The 11,927-nt window shown below is 65.0% G+C and carries 10 protein-coding genes and 1 tRNA gene; 4 read left to right on the top strand and 7 right to left on the bottom strand.

The window, feature by feature from the left end:
* Positions 1-75: 75 nt before the first annotated feature.
* From CH256_RS09280 to CH256_RS09300, 5 genes are all read right to left on the bottom strand, one after another.
* Positions 76-486 carry an acyl-CoA thioesterase gene (locus tag CH256_RS09280; protein WP_094669419.1) on the bottom strand — a complete coding sequence of 137 codons (411 nt, stop codon included), beginning with the start codon at positions 484-486 and terminating at the stop codon, positions 76-78.
* A 1-nt stretch (position 487) separates the two neighbouring features.
* A complete protein-coding gene (ettA, locus tag CH256_RS09285; RefSeq protein ID WP_032402531.1) occupies positions 488-2,167 on the bottom strand; it encodes an energy-dependent translational throttle protein EttA in 1,680 nt (559 codons plus the stop codon).
* A gap of 115 nt (positions 2,168-2,282) precedes the next feature.
* Positions 2,283-2,756: a single-stranded DNA-binding protein gene (locus CH256_RS09290; protein WP_094669423.1), complete on the bottom strand. Its 474-nt coding sequence runs from the start codon at positions 2,754-2,756 to the stop codon at positions 2,283-2,285.
* A gap of 166 nt (positions 2,757-2,922) precedes the next feature.
* The gene (locus CH256_RS09295; protein WP_179272051.1) at positions 2,923-3,555 is read right to left on the bottom strand and encodes an IMPACT family protein; all 633 of its coding nucleotides are present in this window, start codon (positions 3,553-3,555) and stop codon (positions 2,923-2,925) included.
* Between the two features lie 10 nt (positions 3,556-3,565).
* On the bottom strand, positions 3,566-5,362 hold the full coding sequence (locus CH256_RS09300) for an ABC transporter ATP-binding protein (RefSeq protein ID WP_179272052.1): 1,797 nt from the start codon (positions 5,360-5,362) through the stop codon (positions 3,566-3,568).
* Positions 5,363-5,444: 82 nt separating this feature from the next.
* Between CH256_RS09300 and CH256_RS09305 the strand changes: the two genes are divergently transcribed.
* Positions 5,445-5,870 (top strand): MarR family winged helix-turn-helix transcriptional regulator, encoded by a 426-nt coding sequence (locus tag CH256_RS09305; protein WP_231893809.1) that lies wholly within the window; start codon positions 5,445-5,447, stop codon positions 5,868-5,870.
* A 12-nt stretch (positions 5,871-5,882) separates the two neighbouring features.
* On the opposite strand, the gene CH256_RS09310 is transcribed toward CH256_RS09305, so the two are convergent.
* Complete coding sequence (locus CH256_RS09310) at positions 5,883-7,796, bottom strand: cytochrome c oxidase assembly protein (RefSeq protein WP_255183252.1); 1,914 nt, start codon at positions 7,794-7,796, stop codon at positions 5,883-5,885.
* Positions 7,797-8,005: 209 nt separating this feature from the next.
* Positions 8,006-9,163: an XdhC family protein gene (locus CH256_RS09315; RefSeq protein WP_094669421.1), complete on the bottom strand. Its 1,158-nt coding sequence runs from the start codon at positions 9,161-9,163 to the stop codon at positions 8,006-8,008.
* Positions 9,164-9,309: 146 nt separating this feature from the next.
* Between CH256_RS09315 and CH256_RS09320 the strand changes: the two genes are divergently transcribed.
* The 3 genes from CH256_RS09320 to CH256_RS09330 all read left to right on the top strand — a co-directional run bounded on the left by CH256_RS09320 (position 9,310) and on the right by CH256_RS09330 (position 11,719).
* A tRNA-Arg gene (locus CH256_RS09320) sits at positions 9,310-9,382 on the top strand.
* A 70-nt stretch (positions 9,383-9,452) separates the two neighbouring features.
* The gene (locus CH256_RS09325) at positions 9,453-10,595 is read left to right on the top strand and encodes a N(5)-(carboxyethyl)ornithine synthase (RefSeq protein ID WP_094669422.1); all 1,143 of its coding nucleotides are present in this window, start codon (positions 9,453-9,455) and stop codon (positions 10,593-10,595) included.
* Positions 10,596-10,609: 14 nt separating this feature from the next.
* Complete coding sequence (locus tag CH256_RS09330) at positions 10,610-11,719, top strand: methyltransferase (RefSeq protein ID WP_094669424.1); 1,110 nt, start codon at positions 10,610-10,612, stop codon at positions 11,717-11,719.
* Positions 11,720-11,927: the final 208 nt, after the last annotated feature.

An 11,927-nucleotide genomic window follows, 5' to 3' on the forward strand; every position in this document is an offset into this window, starting at 1 on the left:
TCGTCGATGACTCCTCGACCTTAGTGTCGAACACCCTGTTACCGCAGTGACCTCGCTGAGCCGGCGCGTGGCGAACTACTCCGAGCCGAGATACTCCGCGAGAAGGTTCCTCTCGTCCTCCGACAAAGGACGAGAGGAAGACGTCGCGAGATCGAAGGCAACCATCAACGCTTCGGCATCCGCGCAGACTTTTCCGTCCCGGTCGGTCACCACGTGCCGGACGCCGTACGAGGTGGTCCCGATGCGGCTGATCCACAGCTCGATCGTCAGCGGACCCGAGTCGTCGATAATCGGATGCAGAAAATCGGTGGTGAGTTTCCGCACCACCGCTGCGCCGCGCACACCCGGACCCCCGAAGACCGCGTTCAGGAACTGAACGCGGCCCTCCTGGAGGTATTCGACGAACCGGGTGTTGTTGACGTGGCCGAGACGGTCGGAATCACCCCACCGCACCTGAAGTGTGCAGGTGAAGGTTTTCGCCGGCATGTCAGTCTCTGGTCAGCTTTCGGTGCGTGACGCGATGCGGGCGAGCCGCGTCGGGTCCGAGGCGTTCGACCTTGTTGGCCTCGTAGCCCTCGAAGTTGCCCTCGTACCAGTACCAGGCAGCTTCGTTGTCGCCGAAGCCACCTTCCCACGCCAGGATGTGCGTGCAGGTGCGGTCCAGGAACCACCGGTCGTGGGAGATGACCACGGCGCAGCCCGGGAATTCCTCGAGAGCGTTCTCGAGAGATCCGAGCGTTTCGACGTCGAGGTCGTTGGTCGGTTCGTCGAGCAGGATCAGGTTGCCGCCCTGCTTGAGCGTCATCGCCAGGTTCAGACGGTTCCGCTCACCACCGGAGAGCACTCCGGCAGGCTTCTGCTGATCGTGGCCCTTGAACCCGAACGAGCTGATGTACGCACGCGACGGGAACTCGGAGCTGCCGACGGTGATGAAGTCCAGACCGTCGGAGACCGTCTCCCACACCGTCTTCTTCGAGTCGATGCCCGAGCGGTTCTGGTCGACGTAGCTCAGCTTGACGGTCTGACCGATCTTGACCTCGCCGCCGTCCGGCTCCTCGAGCCCGACGATGGTCTTGAACAGCGTCGTCTTACCGACGCCGTTGGGGCCGATGACGCCGACGATGCCGTTGCGGGGCAACGTGAACGAGAGATCCTTGATCAGCACGCGGCCGTCGAAGCCCTTGTCCAGGCTCTTGACCTCCACCACGACGTCGCCGAGGCGCGGCGGGTTGGGGATCTGGATCTCGTCGAAGTCGAGCTTCCTGGTCTTCTCGGCCTCGGCCACCATCTCGTCGTAGCGAGCCAGACGAGACTTGCTCTTGGCCTGACGTGCCTTGGCACCGGAACGAACCCAGGCGAGCTCGTCCTTGAGGCGCTTCTGCAGCTTCTGGTCCTTCTTGCCCGAGACCTCGAGACGTTCGGCCTTCTTCTCCAGGTACGTGGAGTAGTTGCCCTCGTACGGGTACAGGTGTCCGCGGTCGACCTCGGCGATCCACTGCGCGACGTGGTCGAGGAAGTACCGGTCGTGAGTGACGGCGAGAATCGCGCCTGCGTATGCGGCCAGGTGCTGCTCGAGCCACAGCACACTCTCGGCGTCGAGGTGGTTGGTGGGCTCGTCGAGCAACAGCAGGTCGGGCTTGCTCAGCAGCAGCTTGCACAGCGCCACGCGGCGCTTCTCACCACCGGAGAGGTTGGTGACGGGCGACTCGGGCGGCGGGCAGCGCAGCGCGTCCATGGCCTGTTCGAGCTGGGAGTCGATCTCCCAGGCATCGGCGTGGTCGAGCTTTTCCTGCAGCTCGCCCATCTCTTCCATCAGCTCGTCGGAGTAGTCGGTTGCCATCAACTCGGCGATCTCGTTGTACCGCTTGAGCTGGACCATCGTCTCGCCGAGACCGTCCTCGACGTTCTCGCGAACGGTCTTGGTGTCGTCGAGGACCGGTTCCTGCATGAGGATGCCGACCGAGGCACCGGGAGCGAGGAACGCCTCACCGTTTCCGGGCTGATCGATTCCCGCCATGATCTTGAGGATGCTGGACTTACCGGCGCCGTTGGGGCCGACGACGCCGATCTTCGCTCCCGGATAGAAGCTCATCGTCACGTCGTCGAGGATGACTTTGTCGCCGTGCGCCTTGCGCACCTTCTTCATGGTGTAAATGAATTCAGCCATGACGCCCAGCTTATCGGTGCGAGTGGGTCTCCGGCACCACCGCCCGAGCGCGTAGCCGCCGCCCGCACTCGATCGAGGTTCCGATGCAGCGCGGACGGCGGATGCCGGGAGACCGTCAAGCCGGAACGGACTCGCGCAAGTCGTCCTCGATGCGATCGTGGTCCCGATCCTCGTCCACAGGTTCGGTAGCTCCAGGATCGCCGTCCGGCGCAGCCTCGGGTGCCACCGCTTTCGTCCGATGGATCGAGACGTTGCAGCGCGCGAGATCCGGTCCGACGGCGCTGGCCCGCATCTCCAGATCGGCGCGTTCGACCCCGTCGCGGTTGGTGTACTCGTTGGTCCTCAGCTGCCCGTAGGCGATGATCGGGTCGCCCTTCATCAGCGATGCTCCGACGCCGCGCACGAGACGACGCCAGCACGTGACCGTCAGGTAGAGGGTTCCGCCGTCGGTCCACTCGCCGGTGTTGCGATCCTGACGTCGGGCGTTGCTGGCCATCCGGAAGCTGAGGACCTCGTCGCCGGTGGGTGTGGAGCGCTTGACGGGATTGGTGATGACCGTTCCGACAACTGCGCACTGTGCTTCGTACATGGTGTGTTCCCCCTCGATCGATGTCGCGTGGTTGCGATCGAGATCGACACTGCTACGCGGAAGACGTCCGTGGTGAACGAGTTCACGAAATGTGGACAACCGGCCGGCCTGTGGATGAAGCACCCGAATCGGGGCCCGCGCGACCCGAGAATGTCGGGACCGTGTGCTAGTCGGGAACTTCGGCGTACATGTGGCCGTCGAGCTCGGGGATCACTCGCCCCGCAGTGAGCGAAGCAACCAGCGCCGCAGTCGAATCGGCGTCCGGAACCGCGACGGTCAGTACCGCGGACGCGCCGTAGGCGGTGCCGACGACGACAACCCCGTGCCCGCGCAGTTCCGATTCCACGCGACCGACCTCGGCGTGGTCGAGTTCGAGAGTCATGATCTCGCGTCGTTCCCGGGTCAGGAACATCGCTCCGGACAACGCCTCGGTCACCGCTCCGCCGTAGGCACGGGCAAGTCCGCCGGTGCCCAGCTTGGTTCCGCCGAAATATCTGCTGACGACCGCGACGACGTTGGTCAGGTGATGCCCGCGCAGCACGTCGAGCATCGGTGTACCTGCCGTACCGCTCGGTTCACCGTCGTCGTTGGACCGCTCGATGCGCGGATCCGGCGGCGACACATCGACGATGAACGCCGAACAGTGATGTCCGGCAGCAGGATCGGCCTTGCGGGCCGCGTCGATCACAGCTCGCGCCTCGGCTTCCGTGGCCGCGCGATCGACGACCGCGAGAAACCTCGACTTCTTGATCTCGATCTCGCACTCGACGCGACCGGCGATGGTACGCAGTGGGGTCACCCGGTCTCACTCATGCGGCAACACTGTCAACCACATCGTCTGCGGCTTGGACCAATCGGGCGTACATGCCGTCGTTCTCCAACAGGGATTCGTGGCTTCCGACCTCGCGAACGACGCCGTGATCGAGTACTGCGATGCTGTCCGCGGAGCGCACCGTGGACAGTCGATGCGCGATGAGGATGGTCGTTCGCCCGTTCATCAGGCCGTCGAGCGCGGTTTGCACTGCGCGTTCGGTGTGATTGTCGAGGGCGCTGGTCGCTTCGTCGAGCACCAGGATCGGTGGATTGCGCAACACCGTTCGGGCAATGGCGATGCGTTGCTTCTCACCGCCCGAGAAGCGGTACCCGCGTTCGCCGACCATGGTGTCGTACCCGTCGTCGAGGCCGTCGATGAAGTCGTGGATCTGTGCCGTTCGGGCCGCCGCGAAAATCTCCTCGTCGGTGGCGTCGGGTTTGGCGAATCGCAAGTTCTCTCGAATGGTGGCGTGGAACAGGTACGTCTCCTGAGAGACGACGCCGACCAGGTCGGCGATGGTCTCCGAAGCCATCTCCCGCAGGTCGATGCCGTCGATCGTCACCGATCCGGCCGTCGGATCATGCAGCCGCGCAACGAGATAGCCCAGAGTCGTCTTGCCGGACCCGGTTGCGCCGACGAGAGCGAGTGTGCTGCCTGCCGGGACTTCGAGGTCGATGCCGCTCAATGTCGGAACTGTTGCCGAGGTGTAGGTGAAGTCCACGGCGCGGAAGGCGACGTCTCCGCGGACGGACTCGCGCGGCAGCGCCACCGGATGGGCGGGCTCGGCCACCTCGATCGGCAGATCGAGGTACTCGAACGCTCGCCCGAACAGTGCGAGCGAGGCCTGCACCTCGACGCCGGTGTTGAGCAATTGCATGGTGGGCCGGAACAATTGGGTCTGCAGAGCGGTGAACGCGACCAGAGTTCCGATCGTCAGTGCGCTCCCCTGCCCGATGGTGATGCCGGCGAACCAATACACCAGGGCAGGCATGACGGCGAAGCTGATCTGAATGGTGGCCATGCGCCACTTTCCCGCCATCATCGCTGCAAGTTCGACCCCGGCCACTTCGTGGGATCGGTCGGCGAACTTCTCGGTCAACACCTGCGCAGAGCCGGTGGTCTTGCCCAGCAGAATGCCGCTGACCGAGAGTGATTCCTCGATCTGCACCGATAGGTCGCTGAGCAACTTCTGTCGCTTGGTGGAGATCTTGCGCCGCTCGTCGCCGATGCGGCGAGCGACACGGACGAAGACCGGCAGGATGATCAACGAGAACGTGGCGAGCTTCCAGTCGAGCAGGAACAGGGCGACCACCGTCGCGGCAACGGTCGTCGCGTTCTGCGCGATGGACGTTGCGGTATTGGTGACCACCGATTGCATGCCGCCGATGTCGTTGGCGATGCGTGATTGCACCTCGCCGGTGCGGGTGCGTGCGAAGAATCCGAGGGATTGGCGTTGCAGGTGCGAGTAGACCTGGACGCGTAGATCGTGCATGAGTCGCTGACCGACGCCGTTGGACATCCAGGTCTGCACGACGCCGAGAGTGTTGGTGGCGACTGCAACTGCGATCATGCCGAGTGCGATCAGGCTGACGAGCGTGACATCGCGGTCGGGTATCGCATGATCGAGGAGTTCGCGGAGAAGCAAGGGGGACGCGAGCGCGATGATCGCGCTGACGACGATGATCGCACTGACGACGGCGATCTTGCGGCGGTAGGGCGTGAACAGAGCCAGGACTCGGCGCACGGGTGCTGGATCGGACGCGAGGAGAGAACGTTCGGGTCGGCTTTCCAAGTAGACCTCCGTGGTAGCTGAAGTAATATGCAGAGGCTACCTCACTATGAGGTAGTGAGCAACCGTCGCTATGATCCCGTACATGGAAACCGGACACTCGCCCAACCTGAGCGAGCAGTTCATGGCCGTCGCGCGGCAGATCCGGCGCAGCCACATGACTGCGTTGGAACCGTTCGGCCTCAATCCCTCACAGAGTCGGGCCCTGCACGTGTTGGCGCGCGAGCCCGAGTCCGTGCGACTACGCGATCTCGCCGAGCACCTGCGCATCGTCGCGCGATCGGCCACCGACATCGTCGACTCCCTCGAGGCGGCGCACCTGGTGATCCGGCAACAGGATCCGAGCGATCGGCGAGCCGTCCTGGTCGAGCTGACCGACACCGGCCGCGCGCTGTTGGACAGAATCGACGACGCGCGCCGTCAGGTGTCGTCGGAAATGTTCGACGGCCTCGAGCCCGCGGAACGCGACGAGCTGAACCGACTGTTGAGCAAGATCGCCGAGACCGGCTGAACCGACCGAGTACTACTGCTCGCCGGTCCGTTCGCGTCGTGCGAGCTCGGCGAACATCGCGTTGTGCGCGGCCAGGTCGGCATCGTGATCGCGCTCGGCGGCGCGGTCACTGCGCCTGGCATCTCGATCGTCGCTGCGGGTCCATTGGATCAGCAGCGCCAGCATGACGAGCACCAGCGGAACCTCGCCTGTGGCCCAGGCGATACCGCCGCCGAGCTTCTGATCTCCGAGCAGGTCGGAGTTCCAGTCCAGCCCGAGCGTCCGGTAGAACCAGCCACCCATCACGGTGTTCATGCTCATCAGAGCCACTCCGAAGAAGGCATGGAACGGTAGCGATCCGAACACGACGGCGAGTTTGGTGACCGGAGCGATCTTGCGCGGAGACGGATCGACTCCGATGACGGTCCAGTAGAACAGGTAACCGCTGAGCACGAAGTGCAGGTTCATCAGCAGGTGCGCGCCGTGACTGTCCAGTACCGCCCCGAAGATTCCGCCGAGGTAGAGCACGTAGAAGCCGCCCACGAAGATCAGCGCCGCGACGAGCGGATGGGTGACGAACTGCGAAAGTCGACTGTGCAGGCCCATCAGCAACCACTCGCGCATCCCGGGGACGCCGTCCTTGCCGGCCGCAGGCAGTACCCGCAACGCCAGCGTCAGCGCGCCACCGAGCGCGAGGAGGACGGGGGCCAGCATCGAGAGCATCATGTGTCCGGTCATGTGCACGCTGAACACGGCCGTGGAATATCGACCGATTCCCGAGGACGTGCTGATCAGCAGCGTGAGGCAGCCCAGCACCCACGCGACCGTACGGCCGACGGGCCACGCGTCTCCGCGCAGCCGCAGCCGCCGGACGCCGATCAGGTACACCACGGCCATGACGATTGCCGCGGTGCCGAAGATCAGATCGAAGCGCCAGTCCAGCGCCATGCGCGCGAACGTCGGCGGGCCACTGAGGTTGTACCCGAGTGCCGCTTCTGTGGTCGTGAGATTGGGGTCGATCTCGGCCGGCGGAGGTGTGCGGCCGAGCCCGACGGCCAGCCCGATGGTCGCAGCGAGGACCAGCACCTCGGCACCGGCGAACCGGAGCAGCGGCCCGCGGGCCGTGGGATCGGCGATCAGTGCCGGTAGGGCACGGCGGCGCTGCATCCAGCCGAAGCCGCCCAGCACGATCAGGGCGACGATCTTGCCCACGATCAGCAGGCCGTAGGTGGTGGTGAACAGGTCGGCGAGCGAAACCCGGACCAGGGCGTTGATGACGCCGCTGATGCCCATGACCACGAAACAGACTCCGGCGATCGTGGAGAATCGGCGAGCCGCGACATCGGCGTGTGCACCACGCCTGCGAACGTGCGCCAGCAGCGCGAACAGTCCGCCCGCCCACAGTGACGCGGCCCCGAGATGCAGGATCAAACTGTTGGTGGCGATGTCGTGCGAGCCGCCTGCCGAGGAGTGTCCGCTCAGCGCGATCGGCAGCAGCGTCGCGAGGGAGAACCCGAGCAGTGCGGGCGTCCAGGCCCACCGCAACACCGTGCGCGACGCGATGGCGAGCACAACGGCCATGATGGCGGTCCAGCGCCAGGCACTGGCGATCTCCACCTGGTCGAGCGCAATCCACAGGTTGGCCGGTTTGATGGCCTCGGCGAACGGCTGCCCCGAGGTGTCGGACAACGTCAAAGGCACCAGAAGCAGGGCGCAGACGGCCCAGATGATCGACGCCACCGAACCGGTCCGGACCGCGCGGTACCCGTCGACGTCGAGAATCCCGTTCTTCTGCGGCGGTACGAGGAACGCGGCCAGCAGAAAGGATCCGATGGCGATGACGGCGGCGATCTCGCCGATGGCCCTCAGCGCAGGCAGACCGTACGTGGTGGCCGGGCCCGGATCCGGGATTCCGAGCAATACCAGCGCATCGGAGGCGGAGAGCATCACGATGAGTGCGGCGACCACACCGGCGATGACGCCTGCGGTGGCGAACACCGTCGTGGTGGTCGACCGTGGATCGTCGTTCGTCGAACCGTCGTTCGCCCGGACATCGTCCGCCGGGAGTTCAGCGGTCGAGGGTTCGGGCTTCTCGAGATCCGGTGTTGCCATACCACCAGAGTAAGAGGTGATCGGAAGTACTCGAAACGCGAGTCCTACACAGCGTCGTACTTGTCCGTACTCACGGCCTCGCTCGCGTCGTGATGGATGCGACCGTCTCGGGCGCGCAGGGGTTCACCGGTACCGCCCCAGCGGTGGGCGATGATCTCCGCTGCGATCGACACGGCCGTCTCCTGCGGGGTGCGCGCACCGAGATCGAGACCGATCGGGCTGGCCAGACGAGTGAGTTCCGTCTCCGTCAAACCCGAAGCCCGCAACCGAGCCATGCGGTCGTCATGGGTTCGGCGCGATCCCATCGCGCCGACGAACGCCAGCGATGGAATGCGTAACGCCACCTCGAGCAGTGGCACGTCGAATTTCGGGTCGTGCGTCAGTACACACACGACGGTGCGTTCGTCCACCTCACCCGCCGCGAACTGCTCTGACAGATAGTCGTGCGGCCACGCGACCACGACCTCTTCGGCGGCGGGAAACCGCTGCGGGGTGGCGAACACCGCCCGTGCGTCGCAGACGGTGACGCGGTAACCGAGAAAGGCACCCTGCTGCGCGACCGCGGCAGCGAAATCGATGGCTCCGAACACGAGCATCCGCGGCGGCGGAGCGTGGCTCGAGACGAACACGTCCATCCCCTCGCCCCGACGCTGCCCGTCCGGTCCGTAGGTCAGGACGGCCGAACGACCTGATGCAAGAAGCCCTTTCGCGTCGTCGGCGACGGCGTCGTCGGCACGCGCGCTGCCGAGCGAGCCTCGGGTGCCCGATTCTCCGACGACGATCCTGCGGCCGAGCCGTTCCGGATCGCCGTGCGCGACGACTGTCGCCATCGCCACGGGCACATTGGCGCGAACGTCCGCGACGAGGGCCTCGAATTCGGGAAACGTCTGTCGGGTGAGTACTTCGACGAACACGTCGAGCGTTCCGCCGCAGGTGAGCCCGACGGCGAACGCATCGTCGTCCGATACTCCGTATCGGGTGAGCACCGGAGTCCCGGTGCGCATGACGTCCTGCGCGAGTTCGTAGACCGCGCCTTCGACGCAGCCGCCCGAGACCGAACCGGCCACCGCACCGTCGGAACCGACGACCATGGCCGCTCCGACCGGACGCGGCGCGGAATCGAAGGTGCGAACCACCGTCGCGACCGCTGCCACCTCGCCGGACTGCCAGGTGCGCAGCGCGTCGTCGAGGATGTCGTGCACAGCACCTCCTTCGACCTGGGGTCGGAACGCTTCCGAAACCACCGCTTTCCCGCTGCGACCATCGCCCAACCCATGCCGGCGCGATCGGCGTATACGGAAAGGTACACTCGTCAACCGTGCTCGAGCGGGTCCGCCCGCACGTGCCAGCCTCCGTAGCTCAGGGGATAGAGCAAGGGCCTTCTAATCCCTTGGTCGCAGGTTCGAATCCTGCCGGGGGCACCCTCTGACCAGCAGAAACGCAAGTCCGTTCGGCTCACTGTGGTTGACTTCGCATAACGAAGGGTCACACGTGCATCAGCTCACTCTCGGAGTCCTCTCACGTTCGCGCAAGCCCGATGAGCGGCGACTACCGATTCACCCACTGCATTTCGATCGAATAGATGCCGATATTCGCGCCCGCATATTCCTGGAATCCGGCTACGGCGAACCGTTCGGAATTTCGGACGAGCACCTGGCCACCCAGGTGGCGGGCATTCGCACACGCGAGCAACTCGTCGCCGAGTGCGATGTGATCCTGTTGCCCAAGCCCCAGGCCGAGGATCTCGCATCCTTGCGCCCAGGGCAGACACTGTGGGGCTGGCCGCACTGCGTACAGGACGAAGAACTCACCCAGATCGCCGTCGACCGCAAGCTGACGCTGATCGCCTTCGAGGCGATGAATCACTGGACCCACGAGGGCTCGTTCAATCTGCATGTGTTCCACAAGAACAACGAGTTGGCCGGCTACTGCTCGGTGCTGCACGCACTGCAGTTGATCGGGTCCACCGGTGATTACGGTCGCCGGTTGCGGGCTGCGGTCATCGGTTTCGGTGCCACCGCTCGCGGTGCGGTCACTGCACTCAATGCCCATGGCATTCACGATGTGGACGTTCTCACCCAACGCGGCGTCACTGCGGTGAGTTCGCCGATCCACTCGGCCAACATCGTCAACTTCGATCTCGACGACGCCGATCCACGCCAGAGTCGGGCGCTCACCCCCGACGGCCGCGTACCACTGTCGAGCTTCCTCGCCGACCACGACGTCATCGTCAATTGCGTTCTGCAGGATACCAATTCACCACTGACGTTCCTGACGAACCAGGACCTGCCGACTCTCGCGCCTGGCACCCTCGTGGTGGACGTCTCGTGCGACGAGGGCATGGGATTCGAGTGGGCCAAGCCCACGTCGTTCGCCGATCCCATGTTCACCGTGGGCGACAACGTGCGGTACTACGCCGTCGACCACAGCCCCTCCTACCTGTGGAACTCTGCCACCTGGGAAATCAGTGAATCGCTGCTGCCGTACCTTCGGATCGTGCTCGACGGACCCTCGGCGTGGAGTGCCGATTCCACCATCGAGCGTTCGATCGAGATCAGGGGCGGCATCATCGTGAACCCGAATATCCTTGCCTTCCAACATCGCAGTGCGGAGTACCCGCACACCGCAGCGTGAACGAAGCGAACGGCATGAGCATCACGTGGATCGAGGACGGTAGCGAGCGGACGTGCCGCTGGCAGTCGGAGAACGGCGCTCCCGCACCCCGCACGGTACGAATCGTCGACGATTCGACGACGGCAGACGTTGCGTACAAGCTGGCCACGATCGGCGAAGCTCTGTTGTGGCGCGGCGATTACAACAATGCTCGGCAGCTGCTGTCGGCGATGACCCGGCGGGTACCACCGGCCAAACAGTCCTCCGACGCGTCACCGGCCGAGCAGTTTCATCTGCATCGTCAACATCGAGCCAGACGTACCCGCGTGCTGGGAATGCTTCTGGTGGAACTCGATTCGAGCTGTCGACTCGACCTGGGCCGGGCTCCGGACGTCCGTGCAGCGGTATCGGAGGCACTCGGCCCCGACGCGGCACCGTGTGTGCTGTCGTTGCGCGAGCTGCTCGGCATGGTCGGCGCACACGAATGGCGTCGCAAGGGTGTTTTCGTGCCGGCGCTGGATGCCTCGATCCACCCGCACTACGGCGTCTTCTCCCCCGTCCGCGGCGAGTACATCCAACTCGTCGCCGACGCACCGCTGCCGGACACCGATCGAGCGTTCGACATCGGCACCGGTTCGGGCGTTCTGGCTGCAGTGCTCGCCCGCCGCGGCGTGACCTCGGTGGTCGCGACCGACAAGGATCCGCGGTCGATCGCGTGCGCACGAGCCAACATCGATGCTCTCGGATTTGCCGATCGGGTCGAGGTGGTGCAGGCCGACATCTTCCCGTCCGGGCGTGCGGGACTGATCGTGTGCAATCCGCCGTGGATTCCCACGAAACCCACGTCGGGCATCGAACATGCGGTGTACGACCCCGGGTCGCGAATGCTCAAGTCCTTCCTCAGCCGACTCCGCGGGCACCTGACGCCGAACGGTGAGGCCTGGCTGATCGTGTCCGACCTCGCCGAGCTGCTCGGATTGGTCACGCGCGCAGAACTTCTCACCGCCATCGACGCGGCAGGCCTGGCCGTCGTCGGCCGAACCGACACCACCCCGACGCATTCGCGCGTCACCGACAGCTCCGATGTGTTGCACGCGGCACGCTCACGCGAAACCACGTCACTGTGGCGGCTCCGCGCACGCTGACAGTGGACACACGACAGAGCCGCCCGAGCAATGCTCGGGCGGCGCTGGTGGATCCGGTTCTTCTCTACCGTTCGCGGGTCTCGAACTCGCCGTTGATCACGGTGCCCAGCGGCGCGTCACGCTCCGCCTTCTTCGCCGCCTCACGCATTTCGATTCCGTCGGTGATCAGATCACCGATTTCACGAGTGACGTCGCGGACGGCTCCGGC

This window comes from Rhodococcus sp. 05-2254-6 (assembly GCF_002258565.1).
Taxonomy (GTDB): domain Bacteria; phylum Actinomycetota; class Actinomycetes; order Mycobacteriales; family Mycobacteriaceae; genus Rhodococcoides.

What these genes read in the sequence shown, in the direction of transcription:
- CH256_RS09310 (WP_255183252.1), bottom strand. Translation starts at nt 7,796, where the DNA reads ATGCTCTCCGCCTCCGATGCGCTGGTATTGCTCGGAATCCCGGATCCG.
- CH256_RS09290 (WP_094669423.1), bottom strand. Translation starts at nt 2,756, where the DNA reads ATGTACGAAGCACAGTGCGCAGTTGTCGGAACGGTCATCACCAATCCC.
- ettA (WP_032402531.1), bottom strand. Translation starts at nt 2,167, where the DNA reads ATGGCTGAATTCATTTACACCATGAAGAAGGTGCGCAAGGCGCACGGC.
- CH256_RS09330 (WP_094669424.1), top strand. Translation starts at nt 10,610, where the DNA reads ATGAGCATCACGTGGATCGAGGACGGTAGCGAGCGGACGTGCCGCTGG.
- CH256_RS09305 (WP_231893809.1), top strand. Translation starts at nt 5,445, where the DNA reads ATGGAAACCGGACACTCGCCCAACCTGAGCGAGCAGTTCATGGCCGTC.
- CH256_RS09280 (WP_094669419.1), bottom strand. Translation starts at nt 486, where the DNA reads ATGCCGGCGAAAACCTTCACCTGCACACTTCAGGTGCGGTGGGGTGAT.